The sequence below is a fragment of the Nonomuraea sp. NPDC005692 genome, from assembly GCF_040631115.1.
GTDB lineage: Bacteria > Actinomycetota > Actinomycetes > Streptosporangiales > Streptosporangiaceae > Nonomuraea.
This window is the reverse complement of record NZ_JBEXYU010000015.1, coordinates 112451-130150: the sequence shown is the minus strand read 5'-3', so window position 1 is coordinate 130150 and position 17700 is coordinate 112451. Positions and strand designations below refer to the sequence as shown.

17 protein-coding genes are annotated in these 17700 nt (G+C 72.8%); 13 read left to right on the top strand and 4 right to left on the bottom strand.

All coding sequences use genetic code 11. From position 1 onward, the window contains the following. Positions 1-69 precede the first annotated feature (69 nt). Entirely contained in the window at positions 70-2172 is a 2103-nt protein-coding gene (locus ABZ459_RS28500; RefSeq protein WP_357976372.1) for a histidine kinase, read from the bottom strand. A gap of 163 nt (positions 2173-2335) precedes the next feature. On the opposite strand from ABZ459_RS28500, the gene ABZ459_RS28495 reads away from it, so the two are divergent. Next, entirely contained in the window at positions 2336-2611 is a 276-nt protein-coding gene (locus tag ABZ459_RS28495) for a sulfurtransferase TusA family protein (protein WP_357976369.1), read from the top strand. 16 nt (positions 2612-2627) lie between these two features. Here ABZ459_RS28495 and ABZ459_RS28490 read toward each other — a convergent pair whose 3' ends face one another. Further along, on the bottom strand, positions 2628-3599 hold the full coding sequence (locus ABZ459_RS28490; protein ID WP_357976366.1) for a helix-turn-helix domain-containing protein: 972 nt from the start codon (positions 3597-3599) through the stop codon (positions 2628-2630). Between the two features lie 72 nt (positions 3600-3671). On the opposite strand from ABZ459_RS28490, the gene ABZ459_RS28485 reads away from it, so the two are divergent. Together ABZ459_RS28485 and ABZ459_RS28480 are read left to right on the top strand one after the other, a co-directional pair. Then, positions 3672-4868 carry an MFS transporter gene (locus tag ABZ459_RS28485; protein ID WP_357976363.1) on the top strand — a complete coding sequence of 399 codons (1197 nt, stop codon included), beginning with the start codon at positions 3672-3674 and terminating at the stop codon, positions 4866-4868. A gap of 348 nt (positions 4869-5216) precedes the next feature. After that, the gene (locus ABZ459_RS28480; protein WP_357976360.1) at positions 5217-6014 is read left to right on the top strand and encodes an alpha/beta fold hydrolase; all 798 of its coding nucleotides are present in this window, start codon (positions 5217-5219) and stop codon (positions 6012-6014) included. A gap of 26 nt (positions 6015-6040) precedes the next feature. Here the strand turns inward: ABZ459_RS28480 and ABZ459_RS28475 are convergent, their stop codons facing one another. Further along, complete coding sequence (locus tag ABZ459_RS28475) at positions 6041-6787, bottom strand: SRPBCC domain-containing protein (RefSeq protein WP_357976357.1); 747 nt, start codon at positions 6785-6787, stop codon at positions 6041-6043. A gap of 262 nt (positions 6788-7049) precedes the next feature. Between ABZ459_RS28475 and ABZ459_RS28470 the strand changes: the two genes are divergently transcribed. The 7 genes from ABZ459_RS28470 (at position 7050) to ABZ459_RS28440 (ending at position 14288) form a co-directional block, all read left to right on the top strand. Next, positions 7050-7637, top strand: coding sequence for a hypothetical protein (locus tag ABZ459_RS28470; protein ID WP_357976354.1), 588 nt, complete (start codon positions 7050-7052; stop codon positions 7635-7637). A gap of 16 nt (positions 7638-7653) precedes the next feature. Next, the gene (locus tag ABZ459_RS28465) at positions 7654-8823 is read left to right on the top strand and encodes a histidine kinase (RefSeq protein WP_357976351.1); all 1170 of its coding nucleotides are present in this window, start codon (positions 7654-7656) and stop codon (positions 8821-8823) included. Then, a complete protein-coding gene (locus ABZ459_RS28460) occupies positions 8820-9476 on the top strand; it encodes a response regulator transcription factor (RefSeq protein ID WP_357976348.1) in 657 nt (218 codons plus the stop codon). The genes ABZ459_RS28465 and ABZ459_RS28460 overlap by 4 nt, the downstream gene beginning before the upstream one ends. A 29-nt stretch (positions 9477-9505) precedes the next feature. Continuing rightward, a complete protein-coding gene (locus ABZ459_RS28455; RefSeq protein ID WP_357976345.1) occupies positions 9506-9823 on the top strand; it encodes a DUF3140 domain-containing protein in 318 nt (105 codons plus the stop codon). 82 nt (positions 9824-9905) lie between these two features. Next, positions 9906-10118, top strand: coding sequence for a hypothetical protein (locus tag ABZ459_RS28450; RefSeq protein WP_352323140.1), 213 nt, complete (start codon positions 9906-9908; stop codon positions 10116-10118). 86 nt (positions 10119-10204) lie between these two features. Further along, complete coding sequence (locus ABZ459_RS28445; RefSeq protein WP_357976342.1) at positions 10205-13099, top strand: BTAD domain-containing putative transcriptional regulator; 2895 nt, start codon at positions 10205-10207, stop codon at positions 13097-13099. Positions 13100-13271: 172 nt separating this feature from the next. Further along, positions 13272-14288, top strand: a complete 1017-nt coding sequence (locus ABZ459_RS28440) for an acyl-CoA desaturase (protein ID WP_357976339.1) — start codon at positions 13272-13274, stop codon at positions 14286-14288. A gap of 3 nt (positions 14289-14291) precedes the next feature. Here ABZ459_RS28440 and ABZ459_RS28435 read toward each other — a convergent pair whose 3' ends face one another. Beyond that, the gene (locus ABZ459_RS28435; RefSeq protein ID WP_357976336.1) at positions 14292-14507 is read right to left on the bottom strand and encodes a hypothetical protein; all 216 of its coding nucleotides are present in this window, start codon (positions 14505-14507) and stop codon (positions 14292-14294) included. A 47-nt stretch (positions 14508-14554) separates the two neighbouring features. On the opposite strand from ABZ459_RS28435, the gene ABZ459_RS28430 reads away from it, so the two are divergent. The 3 genes from ABZ459_RS28430 (at position 14555) to ABZ459_RS28420 (ending at position 17689) form a co-directional block, all read left to right on the top strand. Continuing rightward, the gene (locus ABZ459_RS28430; protein ID WP_357976334.1) at positions 14555-15676 is read left to right on the top strand and encodes a sensor histidine kinase; all 1122 of its coding nucleotides are present in this window, start codon (positions 14555-14557) and stop codon (positions 15674-15676) included. Then, a complete protein-coding gene (locus tag ABZ459_RS28425; RefSeq protein WP_357976331.1) occupies positions 15673-16341 on the top strand; it encodes a response regulator transcription factor in 669 nt (222 codons plus the stop codon). The genes ABZ459_RS28430 and ABZ459_RS28425 overlap by 4 nt, the downstream gene beginning before the upstream one ends. A 97-nt stretch (positions 16342-16438) precedes the next feature. Next, complete coding sequence (locus tag ABZ459_RS28420; RefSeq protein WP_357976328.1) at positions 16439-17689, top strand: cytochrome ubiquinol oxidase subunit I; 1251 nt, start codon at positions 16439-16441, stop codon at positions 17687-17689. Positions 17690-17700 lie beyond the last annotated feature (11 nt).

Sequence of the window (17700 nt, the reverse complement as noted above, 5' to 3'; positions counted from 1 at the left end):
CACCATGTTCCACACCAAGGGTGAGATCAAAACTACCCTCGGTTAATTTTGCCCGGCGCGGCGAGGTGCTCAGCGGCCCGCGCGTGGCGGTCTGACCGGCTCCTTCGCGGCCGAGCCCAGGGGCAGCATGACCTCGACCCGCGTCCCGGCCCCCGGCCCGCTGTTGACGACGCAGATGCCGCCGAGCTCGGCCGCCCGTTCCCGCATCGAGCCGAGTCCCACCCCCGCGCTGTACGCGGCGGGCAGCCCGCGGCCGTCGTCGGCGACCAGCACGCGCAGCACCGAGTCCCGCTGGAGCACGATGCGGGCGCGGGAGGCCCTGGCGTGCCGCCGGATGTTGGTCAGCGCCTCCTGGACGATCCGGTAGACGGCCACCTCGACAGCGGCGGGCAGGTCGGTCAGGCTGCCCTCGACCTCCACCTCGATCTCGGTGTCCGGGGAGGACTGACCGGCCAGCTCGCGGACGGCCCTGGCCAGGCCGAGATCGTCGAGCGCGGGCGGGCGCAGGCCGTACACCAGCTCGCGGATGTCGTCGGTGACCGCGCCCATGCCGGTGTGCAGCTCGCGCAGCAGCTCGTCGGCGGCGTCGGGGGACTTCTTCAGGCTCATCCTGGCCATGTTGATGGTCATGGCCATGGCCGAGAGGGTCTGGCCGAGCCCGTCGTGCAGGTCGCGGCGCAGGCGGCGGCGCTCCTCCTCCCTGGCCGTCAGGATGCGTTCCCTGGACCGCTGCAGGTCGGCGGCCATGCGCACGGCGTGCGCCACGTCGGCGGCGTACGGCGTGAGCGTGGTGAGCACGCGCTCGTTGTGGGCGGCGGGAAAGCGGCGCGGGCCGGGCGGCCCGACGAACAGGCGGCCGACGCGCTCGCCGTGCCACACCAGCGGCACCTGGCGGGGCTCCGCGCCCACCCGGCCGCTCTCGACGTAACGCGGCTCGCCGTCGGCGACCTCCACGGCCACGCCCTCGACCGCGAGCCCGTCGCGCAGCACGCTGACCACGGAGGTCAGCGCCTTGGCCGGGTCACCGCGCCGGACGGCCTGGGTCAGGCGTTCGGCCAGCACGGCGGGGTCGCCGACGCTGCCGTACAGGAAGCGGTCGACGGCGCGTTGCAGCACGTGCCGCAGCGGCTGGAAGAACGCGCCCGCGAACAGCGCGGCGGCGATGCCCGCGATCTCGTCGTAGCCGGAGACCACGAGGCTGGACAGCGCGCCCGCGCCGAAGTAGACCGCGCTCACCACGGCCACCAACCCGGCCGCGACAAAGGCCCGGCTGATCACCGTGTCGATGCCGTAGAGCCGATAGCGGGTCACCGAGAACGCGACGGCGACCGGGATGAGCGCCGCCCACACGACGCTCGGCCACAGGAGCGCCGGCACGAACGCTGCCGCGATCAGGAACACGACATAGCCCGCGAACGCGAACAGCGGCCATCCGATCTGCCGCCTGCCCACCGGGTCGGCCCGGCGCAGCCGCAGCGCCAGGGAGAGCGCCGTCAGCGCCATGGCGACGTAGATGCCGGTCCAGGCGACCATGGAGACTGCCTCGACGTACGGCCCGAGCGCGCGGATCTGCAGCGGGTTGGGGATGACGGCCGGGTAGGGATAGCTGCCGGGAGGCGGGTCGGGCCGGAACACCGAGCGGGCCAGGTCGAGCCCGAGCGAGAACGCGCCCAGCAGCAGCACCCACCGCCAGCGCGGCGAGGGCAGCCGCCCGTCGGGCGAGTAGAGCGGCAGCAGCATGGTGAGCGCCAGGCCGCACACCGCCCACCCGACCTGCGCGGGGAAGCGTACGAGCCCGGCCGCGACCAGGTCGCCGTCGGCGGCCAGCCGGAACATCAGCGCGCTGGACAGGTCGCTGACGGCGGCGGCGATGCCGCCCGCGACCATCAGCCACGCCATGTTCAGCCGCGGCCGGTGGAAGATCAGGAACGCGCCGACCGCGGGGAAGGTCAGGGCGGCGGCCGTCTGGGGCGAGGCGGTTCGCAGCGGGGTCCACGCCTCCGGCAGGCGGGCGTAGACGAGCAGCGCGGCGACCGTGAGGACCGGCGAGGCCACCGCCATGACGACGGCCGTGAGGCGCGCGAGCCGCACGCCCCGGCCCGCGGAGCCGCGCCCGGTCCCGCGACGCTCCGCCGGCCCGGCCTCTTCGGCGATCTCGGTGAACCCGGTCATCTCATCACCGCCTTCCCCAACACTTGAACAGGATTATGACCCTTTTACTGGGATAATCCGCCCGTTGTGTCCGGGCCGTTACCGTCCGACGCCTGCTCCGGCCTCTCACGGGGCCAGGACAGGCCTCAACCTACTCGACGGCGACGCGTGGTTTCCTATACGCATGCCCGAACCTGATCTCGTGATCGACGGCGGCGACAAGATGTGCGTGCAACTGCTCATCGAGCTGCGCGGGCACGTGCTGCGCGCCGGTCCCGGCGCCGTGATCCACCTGATCGCCACCGACCCCGCCGCGCCCGTCGACCTGCCCGCGTGGTGCCACCTGACCGGCCACTCCTACCTCGGGCCGGTGCCCGGTGCCGGGCGCCCGACGTACGCGGTGCGCGTCGCGGACGCCGCCAAGGAGACCGAGCCCGCCCGTCCTTGGCACGCGGCCTGACGGCGGTCGTCACCCGTCAGCGGAAGGAGCGGCGGTAGGCCGCCGGGGTGGTGCGCAGCGCGGTGTGGAAGCGGCGGCGGAGGTTGACGGCCGAGGAGAGGCCGACGCGGGTGGCGATGGTCTCGACCGGCAGGTCGGTCTCCTCCAGCAGGGCGCGCGTGGCGGCCAGCCGTCGCTCCAGCAGCCAGCGGGCGGGCGGCACGCCGAGCTGGTCGGCGAACTGCCGGGTCAGGGTACGCGTGGAGACGCCCGAGTAGGCGGCCATGTCCTCGACGGTGACGGGGTCGGGCAGGCGGCCGAGCAGCCATTCGAGCAGCGGGGCCAGGGAGTCCGGCATGGGCCCCGCGGTGGGCAGCGGCGGATACTGGCGCTGGCAGCCCTCACGGTGCGGCCCGGCGGCGAGCTGGCGGCCGATGCGCATGGCGTGGGCCGCGCCGTGGTCCTGGAGCACCTGGTGCAGGCACAGGTCGAGGGTGGCGGCCGAGGCTCCGGCGGTGGCGACGTCGCCGTGGTCCACGTAGATGACGGTGTCGTCGGGGACGACGAGCGGGTGGCGGGCGGCCAGCTCCCCGGACAGCTCCCAGTGGACGGACGCGCGGCGGCCGTCCAGCAGGCCCAGGGCGGCGGGGATGAAGATGCCCGCGCAGACGGCGACGATGCGCGCCCCGCGGGAATGGGCCCGGGACACCGCGTCGAGCACGGCCGGCGAGGGGACCAGGGTCCAGCCCGCGACGATCACGGTGTCGGCCTCGTCCATGGCTTCGAGACCGCTGTCCACCTGCATGAGGACGCCGAGGGTGGTGGGGAGCGAGCCCGGCCGCTCGGCGCACAGGGTGAACCTGTAGTGCTGGGGGATGTCGGGGCCCTGGTAGCCGAAGACGGCCGAGGCCGAGGTGACGGGGTAGAGCTCCTGGTTGGGCGCGACCAGGGCGACCACGCGGTGCGGGCTCACGGGGGCCGGAGGCGTCTCGGGGCAGTCCAGGGGCATGGCGCAAATGTACCCAATGATGTCATTTGGGACACCAGCGCTTTGATCTGGAGAAATCCAGAATTGGGGCTCATGTGGACGAGGAGTTTCGCCCTCTACTTCGGGGCCCGCACGATCTCGCTGCTCGGCGACGCGATGATGCCCGTCGCCTCGGCGCTGGCGATCGGCAAAGTCTACGGGATCGCCGGCGTCGGCTTCGTGCTCGCGCTCTGGACCGCGTCGGCCGTGCTGGTCATGTTGTTCGGTGGGGTCGTCGCCGACCGGATCGGGCCCCGGCGCCTGATGATCGGCGCGGACGTGGTCAGGGTCGCCACCCAGGCGGTCGTCGCGGTCGCCTTCCTCGACGGGGTACCGCCGTTCGCCCTGCTGCTGGCGATGGCGTTCCTGTCGGGCATGGCCGCCGGGGTGTTCGAACCGTGCGTCAACGGGATGGTGCCGCTGGTCAGCGAGGATCCGCAGCGGGCCAACGCGACCCTGAAGATCGCCGAGGCGGTCACCCAGCTCGCCGGGCCCGCGCTGGCCGGGATCCTCATCGTGGCCACCGGGCCGGTCTTCGTCTACACCGTGGACGCCGCGACGTTCCTGGTCAGCGCGGTGTGCCTGCTGCTGGTGCGGGTCGCCGTGCCGAGGCCGGAGCCGTCCGACGTGCTGAGCGACCTGCGCAGGGGCTGGGAGGAGTTCAAGGCCAGGAGCTGGATGTGGTCGGTCATCCTGGTCTGGGTGTTCTGGGGTGTTCTGGTGGTGGGGCCGTACGTGCCGCTGTCGTCCCAGGTCATCGGGGCCGACTACGGCTGGGTGATGGCGGCGCTCGGCCTCGGGACCGTGCTGGGCGGGCTGGTCGCGATCAGGCTGAAGCCGCGCAGGCCGCTGGCGGCGGGGGCGGTGGCGCTGATCGGGTACGTCGCCGTGCCCCTGTCGGTCGCGCTCGGGCCGCCGCTGCCGCTGCTGATGGCCGGGCACCTGGCCGGCGGGTGCGCGATGGCGTTCTGGTCGGTGATGTGGTCGACGACCGTGCAGACGCAGGTCGCGCCGGACGTGCTGAACCGGGTCAACGCCTACCAGGTGGCCGGGTCGGTCGCGGGCATGGCGGTCGGGCAGGCGCTGGCCGGCCCGGTCACCGCGCTGGTCGAGCCGCGCGTCTTCATGCTGGGGTCGGCCCTGGTGACGGTCGGCGTGGTGACGGCGCTGCTGGTGATCGGGCCGGTACGACGGCTCGGCCGCAGGTCGCAGGCGTCCGCGAGCGGACCGGTCAAGGTCCCGGCGACCTGACCGGCGGCCGGCGGCGGGGCGCCGGACGACTGGTGGAAGGCGCCGGGCGGGCGGTGGCGGGGTGCCGGGCGACTGGGGGCGGGCGGTGGCGGGCCCGTGGTGCCCACGGCACGTGCCGCGGCCGGGGCGCGCGGCTGGCAGACCGCCCGCCCCCGTCTGCGGCACGTGCCGTCCCCTCCTTTTCGCGGCACGCGACGTGGGAGCCGCCCCAGCGTCCCCCGCGCTCGGGACGACTCCACCAAGTAAGAGCGCAGAGGTACCCGTATGAGTACGTCCCCACCCAAAAGATTTCTTGACAATTTTATTTGTCGGTAGCTACCGTGGGCACCACGAAACGGAGGGAACACCATGAGCAGCATGATCAACTCCGCGGACGGCACCCCCATCGCGTACGAACGCGCAGGCCAGGGCCCGGCGGTCATCCTCGTGGACGGCGCACTCAGCTTCCGCGGCTCCAGCATCAACGGCGGCCTCGCCGAAGCGCTCGCCCCCGACTTCACGGTCTACACCTACGACCGGCGCGGGCGCGGCGAGAGCGGCGACACCAGGCCGTACGCCCTCGAACGGGAGGTCGAGGACCTGGAAGCGCTCGTCAAGGAGGCCGGCGGCTCGGTCCGCCTGTACGGCACCTCATCCGGCGCCGCCCTCGCCCTGGCCGCGGTCCGGAACGGCCTGCCGGTCGAGCGCCTGGCCCTGTACGAGCCGCCGTTCATCGTGGACGGCGCCCGTCCCCCGATCAAGGGCGACTACCCGCGACGGCTGGAGGCGCTGGTGGCCGCGGGCCGCCGGGCCGAGGCGGTCAGGCTGTTCATGCGCGAGGGGGTCGGCCTGCCGGGGATCGTGGTGGCGATGATGCGGTTCATGCCCGCGTGGTCCAGGCTCAAGGCCGTGGCGCACACCCTGCCGTACGACACCGCGATCGTCTCCCCGCACCAGCGGGGCGAGCCGTACCCGGAGGGCGCGTGGGCGTCGGTGACCGTTCCGACGCTCGTCGCCGACGGCGGGAAGAGCCCGCAGTGGATGCGCAACTCCGTCGGCGCGCTGGCGAAGGCGCTGCCCGCGGCCGACCACCGCACGCTCGACGGGCAGACCCACATCGTCAAGCCGGAGGCCCTGGCGCCGGTGCTGCGGGAGTTCTTCGCCTGAGAGCCCGAGAGCCCGAGGGCCGGCGGTCAGGCGGAGGCGGTGCCGAGCCAGCGGGTCCAGGCCGCCTCCAGGGCCTCGCCGTCCACCGGCACGTAGGCGTGGTGCTCCACCACCGCCATGCCGCGTCCCTGGACGAACATGTACAGGCCGTCGTCCGTACGGACCGCCACGAACGTGCCCGGGGCGGTCACCCACTCCACGACGCCCCGCTCCGGCGCCTGCCCCTCGATCGCGACCGTCACCTTCTCCCCCGCCACCGGGCGGCCGGCGACGCCGAGCGCGGCACCGAGCGCGGTCCAGAACCGCTCCTCCGACGCGCACGGGCCGGCCAGGAACAGGTTGTGGGTGGAGATCCTGCCGGGGAAGTGCCTGAGGTAGACGGCCAGCTTGTACAGGTACTGGAGGTCGCCGCGCTCGAGGTCGTCGTACTCCGACTCCCAGTCCTCGCCGAGAAAGCCGCTGTGGACGAAGCGGAGCACCGTGCTGCCCGAGTCGCGGGCTTCGAGCAGGTACTCGAAGGCCATGAACGTGCCGTCGGCGTTCTCCACGCCCCGGTGGGCCAGGCGCCTGCCCGGCTCCCAGGCGGTCACCACCGACTCGGTGGCGACGTCGGCGCCGAAGGTCTGCGTGCCCCGGCCGCCTTCGCGCGGTTCCAGTTCGGTACGGCCCATGAACCACGAGTCGATGCCGGGCCCCTCCGCGATGGCCCGCCAGACGACGTCGGGGGCGGCGTCCAGCGGGATCTCGTGGCGGATCTCGAACTCGTGCGGCATGGCGGTCTCCCTGTCACGGCCCGGCGCGGTGTGCGGCCGACGATCGCACCGACAATATCGCTTGTCAAGCCGACTCCTGTTGTCGGCATGCCTGTGGGGCACGGTCGGCAGCGTGCGGGGGCGGTCGGCGTGCATGTGGGGCGCGGGAGCGAGGGGCATCCCTCTTGAGAGCGAGGCGTGGGATCGCCCGTCCCGGCGATCACATCCGGAGCGGAAAACCGCAGGATGAGTGCATCGCCCTGCCCCTTGAGGAGACCCCTTGATGAACACCCGCGCCGCCTTCGTGGCCGCCCCGCTGCTCGTCCTGTCGTACGGCGTGATCCGGATCGTCGACGGCCTGGACGGGAGCCGAGGGCCGGGGTTGGCCTGGACAGCCGGCCATCTCGCCTTTCTTGCCGCCCTCGCCCTGTTCATCGTGATATTTCGGGAAATGTGGCAGATGCTGGGCCGCAACCGCATCGCCACCACCAGCCTCGTGGTCGGCCTGGTGGGCATCGCCTGCGCGGCCGCGCAGTTCGTGATCGACATCGTCGTCGGGTTCATGGCCGCCGACCACGACGCGATGTCCCCGCTGTTCGACCAGGTCCAGGCGGTTCCGGGGGTGTCGCTCGCGGTCTACGCCGCCGGCCCGCTCCTGTTCTACGTCGCCCAGCTGGCCCTGGTCGTCCAGCTCGCCGCGCGGCGGCAGGTCAAGCTCTGGACCCCCGTCCTGGTCATGCTCGACTTCGCCATCCCGATCCTGGAGAAGGACCTGATCCCGCTCGGCGCCGTGTGCATGCTGGTGTCGTTCTGGCCGCTGGCCCGCCGCCAGGCCACGGCCGGTGCCCGGCACGTGCTCGTCCATGCGTGAGGAACAATGGGACCCTGTGTCCGATCTGACGCTTGTCGACGTCTTCCGTCGCCGGCTTCGAGCGCTCCCCCACCTCTGGGTGGACGGGGCGCTCGCCCTGTTGATCGCCCTCGTCCAGGTCTGGCCGCTGGTCTCCAGCCATGACCCGCAGGGCGGCAGATGGGACTGGTGGGGGTACGCGATCGCGATCGGCGCCTCGCTCCCCGTCGTCTGGCGGCGCCGGTGGCCGGTGACCATGCTGATCGCCAGCCTGGTCGTGGGCGCGCTCTACGACTTCGCCGACAACGTCGCCCGCCAGCCCATCTGGTACGGCGCCCTGGTCGCCTTCTACACGGTCGCCGCGTACTCACCCCGCCTGCCCAGGGTCGTCATGCTCGTCGTGACCCTCGTCGGCGGCCTGGCCGCCGTCGGCTCGTGGGAGACCGCGATGCGCGGGGTCGCCCTGTTCACCGCCGCCTACGCCATCGGCCGCGCGGCGGCCACGTCCCGCGCCCACGCCGCCGAGCTGGCCGAGCGCGCGGCCCGGCTCGAAAGGGAGCGTCAATTGGAAGCCGAGCGTGCGGCCGAACGCGAGCGGGCCAGGATCGCCCGCGACATGCACGACATCCTGGCCCACGCGGTCAGCCTCATGGTGGTCCAGGCCGAGGCGGGGCCCGTCGTGGTGCGCAGCAACCCGGCCAGGGCCGAGGCCGCCTTCGACGCCATCGCCGCCGCGGGCCGGGACGCGATGGTGCAGCTGCGCCGCATGCTCGGCGTACTGAAGGAGGACGAGCCGCAGGCGCCGCGGGCGCCGCAGCCGACCCTCGCGGACCTGCCCGCGCTGGCCGGCCAGGTGGCGGGCACCGGCCTCGACGTGAGCTTCGCCGAGTCCGGCGAGCCCCGCCCGATCGGCCCCGACAGCGCGCTGGCCGCCTACCGGATCACGCAGGAAGCGCTCACCAACATCGTCAAGCACTCCGGCGCCGACCGCGCCGAGATCCGGCTCACCTGGGAGGACGACCACCTGATGATCGACGTCACGGACAACGGGCGCGGCGGCGGCCGCGCGCTGCCCGCGGGGGGCAACGGCCTGATCGGCATGCGCGAACGGGCCGCGGCCTGCGGCGGCAGCGCGACCGCCGGCCCGCGCGCGGACGGGCCCGGCTTCGCCGTGTCGGCGCGGCTGCCGCTGGGGGCCGGCCGATGAGCGTGCGCGTCGTGGTGGCCGACGACCAGGAGCTGGTCAGGGGCGGGTTCGCGATGATCCTCGACGCCCAGCCCGACATCTCGGTGGTGGCCGAGGCGGGCGACGGGGTCGAGGCCGTGGCCGCCGTACGGGCGCACGAGCCGGACGTGCTGCTGCTCGACATCCGCATGCCCAGGATGGACGGCATCGAGGCGGCCAGGATCGTGTGCGCCGAGACCGCCTGCCGGGTGCTGATGCTGACCACGTTCGACCTGGACGACTACGTGTTCGACGCGCTGCGCGCGGGCGCGAGCGGGTTCCTGCTGAAGGACGTGCGGCGGGACGACCTGGTGACCGCGGTGCGCGTGGTGGCCGCGGGCGAGTCGCTGCTCGCGCCCACGGTGACCAGGAGGCTGATCGCCGAGTTCACCTCCCGCCCCGCGACGACGGCCGCCCCCGCGCACACGCTGGAGTCGCTGACCGCCAGGGAGCGCGAGACGCTGCAGCTGATCGCGCGCGGGCTGTCCAACGCGGAGATCGCCGAGGCCATGGTGGTCAGCGAGCACACCGTGAAGACGCACGTCAGCAACGTGTTGAGCAAACTGGGGCTGCGGGACCGCGTGCAGGCCGTGATCGCGGCCTACGAGTCGGGGCTGACCGTTCCCGGGGCGTAACGCGAGGGTCGGGCGGGTAGGCGGCCCATATGACTGAGGGTTTCGACACGGACACGCTCTGGGACGAGTTCCACCGGGCGGTCAACATGAACTCAGAGGAGCTGCGCGGCTACCTGCTCGCCGACGCCTCGGACGAGGAGGGCTTCCCTCCCGACCCCGACATGGGCATCGACAAGCTGGGCAGGGGCGTGCTGCACGTCCTGAGCAAGCGGAAGGGCGACCTGACCAAGGCCGACCTGGACGTGATGCGTCAGGTCATCGAGCTGGTCGAGACCATGGGCGACCGGACGGACGACGACTCGCGGCGCGAGCTCATGTCCGTCGGGCACGACCCGCTCAGGGCATAACGTCCCGAATTCAACAAATGGTGGATGTGGGGCGACGCAAAGTGATGAAATGTGCGAAGCCGACTTCGTCCGAGGAGATCCGTTGAGAGACAACCTCGACCTCGCCGCGAGCGCCCAGCAGCTGGCCGACGCCGCCCCGACGGGATCGATCGACCGCGCCGCCGCCTCGTCCGTGGCCATCACGCTGGCCACGACGCGTGACATCGCCGACGCGCGGCAGGCCCTCGACGGGTTGACCCCGGAAGAGGTGCGCCAGGCGGCGCTCACCCTCTTCGACCGCCTCTCGGAGAGCTGAGCTCACTGTTCCGGGCTGCTCGAACCGGGTGAAGGCCGGCGATCCGCCGGGAACCCGGCACGCTTGTATGCCCGTACGGTGGTTGCATGCGGATCGGGGTTCTGGGGCCGCTCCAGGTGGCTGGGGCCGAGATCGGCGGCGCCCGCGTGCGCGCCCTGCTCGTCCGTCTGGCGCTCGACCCGGGCCGGGTGGTGACCGCCGACCGGCTGATCGACGACCTGTGGCCCGGCGAGCCGCCCGACCATCCGGCCGCGGCGCTCCAGTCGCTGGTGTCGCGGGCCCGCCGGCAGGCACCCGGGCTGATCTCCTCGCACCCGGCCGGCTACCTGCTGGACGTGCCGCCCGGCGAGGTGGACGCGTCGGCGTTCGAGCGGCTGGTGCGGGCCGGTGACCCGCGCGGCGCGCTCGCGTTGTGGCGCGGGCCCGCCCTGGCGGACGCGGCCGGGCTGGCGTTCGCCGCCGCGCCCGCGGCCCGGCTGGAGGAACTGCGCCTCACGGCCCTGGCCGCCGCGATCACCGCCGACCTGGCGGCCGAGCCCGAGCCCGCGCCCGAGCCCCCATCCGGGCAGCCGCGAGGCGAACGTGACAGCGGGCCGGGGGTCGTGGCCGAGTTGGAGGAGCTGGTCGCGGCGCACCGGCTGCGCGAGCCGTTCCACGCCCTGCTCATGCGGGCGCTGGTGGCGCGCGGGCGGCGCGGCGAGGCGCTGGAGGTCTTCGCGCGGATCAGGGCCGACCTGGCCGACGAGCTGGGCGTCGATCCCGGCCCCGAGCTGCGCGCGGCGCATATGGCGGCGTTGCGCGACCCGGCTCCCGTGCCGAGGGGCAACCTGCCCGCCCGGCTCACCGGCTTCGTCGGCCGGGCCGGTGACGTCGCCCGGCTCCACGCCCTGCTGGGCGGCCGGGACGAGCGGCTGGTCACGCTGGTCGGACCCGGCGGCGTGGGCAAGACCCGCTTGGCGCTGGAGGCGGCCTGCGGCCTCGACGTGCCGGACGGCGTGTGGCTGGTGGAGCTGGCCTCCGCCACCGGCGTGCGGGCCGCGGTCGAGAGCGTGCTGAGGACGACCGACGTGGTCCGGGCGCTGCGCGGCACGTCGCCGCTCATCGTGCTGGACAACTGCGAGCACGTCGTGGAGGAGGCCGCCACGGTCGCGCGGTGGTTGCTGTCGGAGGTCGCCGGGCTGCGCGTCCTGGCCACCAGCAGGGAGCCGCTCGACATCCCCGGCGAGGTGCTGCATCCCGTCCGCCCGCTGCCCGAGGCCGCCGAGCTGTTCCTGGCGCGGGCCGCGGCGGCCAGGCCCGGCCTGGAGGTGAGCGCGGCCGACGCCGAGCGCATCTGCCGGGAGCTCGACGGCATCCCGCTGGCGATCGAGCTGGCCGCCGCCCGGCTGCGCACGATGCCGGTGTCCGTGCTGGTCCGGCAGCTCGGCGACCGGCTGGCCTTTCGCGGGGGGCGTACGTCCGAGCCGCGTCATCGTACGTTGCGCGACGTCATCGACTGGAGCTGGAACCTGCTGTCGGCACGCGAGCGCGAGCTGCTGCGCGGGCTGACCGTCTTCTCCGGCGGCGCGACGTACGAGGCCGTCGCGGAGGTGTGCGGCGGCGACCCGGACGATCTCGCCTCGCTCGTGGACAAGTCGCTCGTCTCGGTCTCCGGCGACCGCTACTCGATGCTGGCCACCATCAGGCAGTACGCCGCCGCCGACCTGCCCGCCCTCCAGCAGGCCCACGCCCGCTACTACACCCGGCTGGCCGAGACCGCCGATCCCCTCCTGCGTACCGGCGAGCAGCTCGCCTGGCTGGCGGTGCTGGACGCCGAGCAGGACAACCTCGACGCCGCGCTGCGCCACTCCGACGACCCGCTCCGGCTGATCCTGCCCCGGTTCTGGCCGTGGATCATGCGCGGACGGCGGCGCGAGATGAGCGAGCGGGCGGCGGCCGTGCTGCGCCGGGTCGGGGACGTGCCACCGCCGGGGCGCGAGCTGGCGCACGGGCTGTGCCGGGTGCTCACGGGCGGCGAGCCGACCCCGGCGGTGCTCGACTCCGACCATCCCGCCGCGCTGAACTTCTGGGCCATGAGCGGCGCGCAACGCCCGCCCGCCGACGTCGTCGAGCTCACCGAGGACACCGTCGAACGCCTGCGCGACTCACCCGACCTGTGGACGCGCTCGGCCGCGCTGCTGGTCGGCGGCATCGTCCGGTTCGAGTACGGCACGGTCGCCGGCGCGCAGGACCTGCTCGGCCCGGCGCTCGACGGCTTCCGCCGCACCGGCGACCGCTGGGGCCAGTGGGCCTGCCTCTACTGGTTGTCGCTGGTCGCCGAGAACCGGGGCGACTTCGCCGCCGCGCTCGCCCGTGCCGAGGAGCCCGGACGCCTGTCCGCGGAGCTGTCGGGGATGGACGCGCCGTTCGGCCCGATGACGTTCCTGCTCCGGCTCGGGCAGCTCAAGGCGCGGGCGGGCGACCACGAGGGGGCCGCCGCCACGCTGGCGGAGGCGTGGCGGTCGGCGCTGCGGGCCGAGGACGCGGTGACCCAGGCCAGGGTCCTGCACGCCCGCGCCGAGCTGGCCCGGCGCACCGGCGACCGGTCGGGGGCGGCCCGGCTGCTCGACCGCGCGCTGGCCCTCGGCAGCGGGGACGGGCCCGCGCAGTTCAGGGCGTTCATGCAGGTCGAGCTGGCCCGCGTGGCGGAGCCGGGGCCGCCGCTGCGCACGGCGCTGGAGCTGATGGAGACCTGCGGCGACCGGACGGCCCGCGCGACCGTGCTGGAAGGCGTGGCCGAGCACCTGCCGCCCCGGCCGGCGGCCGAGCTGCTGGGCGCGGCCCGCGCGCTGCGCGGCCTCGGCGACTCCGCCGACCCCGCCCTGGTCGCCCTGGACGGACGGTGCCGCTCCGCCCTCGGCCCCGACGCCTTCCACGAGGCCCTGACCAGGGGAACCGCGCTGCCGAACCCGGAGCGGCACGCACTCTCCCTGCTCGACTGAGCCCGTCGCGTACGCGGCACGCGCCGCCGGGCCATATGGTCGGGGAAGAGGCCACGGAAACCGACGACGAACCCCTTCTCCGCCGCTCCCCGGACGACCATGGAACACCTTCCGGTTTCGCGGCGGATACGCCAGGGTTGTGGCAACTTTCCACCGCAATGTGAGGAGATCTGTGGCCAGTCCAAGTGTGGTCGACACCCGGGGCAGTGACTTCGCCCGACTAGCCCGCCGAATCTCTGACGCCGGTCTCCTCGACCGGCGTCCCGTCTATTACGCGGTGCGGCTCACCATCGTGGTCGCCGCGTACCTCGGCTGCTGGGCGTTGTTCGCCTGGGTGGGCGACTCGTGGTGGCAACTGCTCGTCGCGGTCGCGCTGGCCGTGGTCTTCGCACAGATCGGCTTCGTCTCCCACGACCTGGGCCACCGCCAGGTGTTCAGGAAGCGGCGGCCGAGCGACGTGACCGGTCTCCTGCTGGGGAACCTGGGCATCGGCCTGGGCTGGGGATGGTGGACCAGCAAGCACAACCGCCACCACGCCAACCCCAACCACGAGGACCACGACCCCGACGTCTCACCCGCGGTCATCGTCTGGTCGGACGACCAGGTGGCGCGGAGCACGGGCCTGCCGCGTGCCGTCGCGAAGTACCAGGCGCTCTTGTTCTTCCCGCTGCTCACCCTCGAGGCCTGGCACCTGCACATCGCCAGCTTCAAGGCGCTGCTGGCGCCGGCGGCCAAGCGGCCGTGGGCCGAGCTGGCGCTGCTGACCACCCACTTCGTGCTCTACTTCGGCGCGGTCTTCGCCGTGCTGCCGTTCGGCAAGGCGCTGGTGTTCCTGATCGTGCATCAGGGGCTGTTCGGCCTTTACCTGGGCTCCACGTTCGCGCCCAACCACAAGGGCATGCCCGTCCTGACCAAGGACGACAAGCTGGACTTCCTTCGCAAGCAGGTGCTGACCTCCCGCAACGTCAGGGGCGGCCTGTTCACCGACGTGGCGCTCGGCCAGCTCAACTACCAGATCGAGCACCACCTGTTCCCGAACATGCCCGCGCCCAACCTGCGCAAGGCGCAGCCCATCGTCGAGAGCTACTGCGCCGAGGTCGGCGTCAGCTACCTGCAGACCGGGCTCTTCGCCTCCTACGGCCAGGCCCTGCGCCACCTGCACGAGGTGGGCGCTCCGCTGCGCCGCTGAGCCTCAGCCCTCCTCCTCGACCCGCCTCTCCAGGTCGGCGCGGCGTCGTTCGAGGTCGGCGATCAGCTCGGCCTGCTCGTCGGCCTGGGCGATCATGGCCGCGGTCTCGATCTGGTCGGTCGCGCCCATGGTGCCCACCTGGTCGCGCACGTCCTGGTTCTCCGCCTTCAGCCGGGCCAGGTCCTCTTCGACCTGCCGGAGCTCATCCTTGGTACTCATCTCGGTCAACTACCCCATCACTCGCACGACCATACAAAATGGAGCACATGCCTAGATTGTCGGCGAGCAGCACGGTGTCCCTCGCGGTGATCACCGTCGCGCTCGCCGGCACCCTGGTCGCCGGGCTCAGGAGCGAGCAGTCCGCGAGCGTGCTCGACGTGGTGCTGCCGATCGTGTCGTGCGGCGCGCTGCTGTTGCGGCGGCGCCTTCCCGTCACCTCGCTGGTCGTGGTCGTCGTGGCGGTGTCCGCCTACTATCCGCTCGCCCGGTTCGACGGGCCGCTGGTCGTGCTGGTGTTCGTGGCCCTCTACACCGCCGCCGACCAGGGACGGCTGGTCGCCGCGATCGCCACCGGGGCCGCCGTGCTGCTGGCGATGGGGTTCGGCGAGGCCCACGGGTCCAGGCATGTGGACGACAGCATGTTCGGCGCGATCACCGGCTGGGTGGTGGCCGCGATCGCGTTCGGCGGGGTCACCAGGAACCGCCGGGCGTACCTGCTGGAGGCGCAGCGGCGCGCGCTGGACGCCGAGCACTCCAAGGAGGAGGAGGCCAGGCGGCGCGAGAGCGAGGAACGGCTGCGCATCGCCAGGGAGCTGCACGACGTGCTCGGGCACAACATCTCCATGATCAACGTGCAGGCGTCGGCGGCGCTGCACGGGCTGGCCAGGCGTCCCGAGAAGGCCGAGGCCGCGCTGCGGACCATCAAGGAGACCAGCAAGGAGACGCTGCGCGAGCTGCGCACCACGCTGGGGGTGCTGCGCCAGGTGGACGAGGACGCGCCGACCGCGCCCGCGGACAGCCTCGCCCGGCTGCCGGACCTGGTCGCGGCGTCGGGGCTGGAGGTGGCCGTCGAGCCGTCCGGGCCGCTGGACGCCGTGCCGACCCAGGTCGACCTGGCCGCCGCCCGCATCATCAGGGAGTCGCTGACCAACGTCGCCCGCCATTCCGGCACGACGAAGGCCACCCTCTCGGTCACCAACTCCTCAGGAACCATCCTGATCCGGGTCGAGGACGACGGCCCGGGCGCCACGTACACCGAAGGCAGCGGCTTCGGCCTGCAGGGCATGCGCGAGCGCGCCGCCGCGCTCGGCGGCGACCTGGAGGCCGGCCCGCGCCCCGAGGGCGGCTTCCGCGTCGTCGCCCGCCTGCCACTGAACGGAGCCCGATGATCCGCGTACTGCTCGCCGACGACCAGAACCTGGTCCGCGCCGGATTCCGGTCGATACTCTCCGACGAGGACGACATCGAGGTCGTCGGCGAGGCCGGCACCGGCGCGGCGGCCGTGGCGGGCGCCCACGAGCACCGGCCCGACGTGGTGCTCATGGACATCCGCATGCCCGAGCTCGACGGCCTGGAGGCCACCCGGCGCATCGCCGGCGACCCGCGGCTCGACGGCGTCAAGGTCATCATCCTGACCACCTTCGACCTGGACGACTACGTCTACGGCGCGCTGCGGGCGGGCGCGGGCGGGTTCCTGGTCAAGGACACCGAGCCGGCCGAGCTGATCCACGCCGTCCGGGTCGTGGCCAGGGGCGACGCGCTGATCTCGCCGTCGGTGACGCGGCGGCTGATCGCGGAGTTCGCCGGCCGGGTCAAGCGGCCCGAGCCGGGCCCCGAGCTCAACGCGCTCACCGAGCGCGAGCGGGAGGTCATGGGCCTGGTGGCGGCCGGGCTGTCCAACGACGAGATCGCCGCCCGGCTCGTGCTCAGCCCCGCCACGGCGAAGACGCACGTCAGCCGCATCATGACCAAGCTCGGCGTGCGCGACAGGGCCCAGCTCGTGGTGGTCGCCTACGAGGCCGGGATGATCACGCCGGGCTGGCTTACAACCTGAGTCGTACGACTTTAGTGATCTTCGCCCCGGGGTTGTACGCCGGATTGCAGACCGGAGCATGACGCGGCGGAGCAGGCCGTGACGTCAAGCTCTCGGCATGGACACCGTCGACCTCGCCCGGCTGCAGTTCGCGTTCACCGCGGGCGCGCACTTCCTCTTCGTCGCGCTGACGCTCGGCCTGGCGACGCTGGTGGCCGTCGTCCAGACCCGGGCCACCTTCAGCGGCGACCCCGTCCACCTGCGGATGACGAGGTTCTGGGGGCAGCTCTACATCATCAACTACGCCATGGGCATCGTCACCGGCCTGGTCATGGAGTTCCAGCTCGGCCTGTCGTGGAGCGGGCTGACCGACTACGCGGGCAACGTCTTCGGCGCCTCGCTGGCGATCGAGACGCTGGTGGCCTTCTTCGTCGAGGCCACGTTCCTGGGCCTGTGGATCTTCGGCTGGAACCGGCTGAACCGCTGGGCGCACCTGGCGCTGATCTGGGTCGTCACGCTCACCGCGTACGCGTCGGCGTTCTGGATCATGATCTCCAACGGCTTCCTGCAGAACCCGGTGGGCCACGCCGTCGAGGGCGGCAGGCTGCGGCTCACCGACTTCGGGGCGATGATCGCCAACCCGGCCGCGCAGATCGCGTTCGGGCACGTCATGGGCGGCGCGATGATCGTCGGCGGGTTCTTCATGGCCGGGGTGAGCGCCTACCACCTGCGCAGGCGCACGGCCGAGCACGACCTGTTCAGGAAGTCGCTGCGGATCGGCGTCGGCGTCGCGCTGCCGGCCTCGTTCTTCACGGTGACGTTCGGCGGGCTCGGGTTCCAGACCCTCCAGCCGGCCAAGGCGGCGGCCTGGACGGGCCAGGCCGAGCAGCTGGCCGCGGTGCAGGCGGACATGACGGCCAGGTTCGGGCCGGGCGACTACCTCCCTGCGACCGGCTGGGTGCAGGGGGCCGGCATCACGATGATGATCCTCTGGGTGGTGATGACCGCCGTGGCGGGGCTGAGCCTGCTGCTGATGTTCTTCCGGCCGGTCGTGCGCGGCTTCCGGGCCTGGCACTGGCTGCTGACGCTGATGATCCCCGTGCCGTTCGTCACCATGCTCGCCGGGTGGACCTTCCGCGAGATGGGGCGCCAGCCGTGGGTGGTCTACGGGCTGCTGCGCACGTCCGAGGCCATGTCGCCGGTTACGGAGGGCCAGATGCGGCTGTCGCTGACGGCGTTCGTGTCGGTGTTCACGGTGCTGATCGCGGTCAACTACTGGCTGCTGGCCCGGGCGGCCGGACGCGGGCCCGGCGCGGTCGCGCTCGGCGCCCTTCCGGCCGAGACGCCCGTCCCCGTCCCCGCCTTCTGAAGGAGCCGATC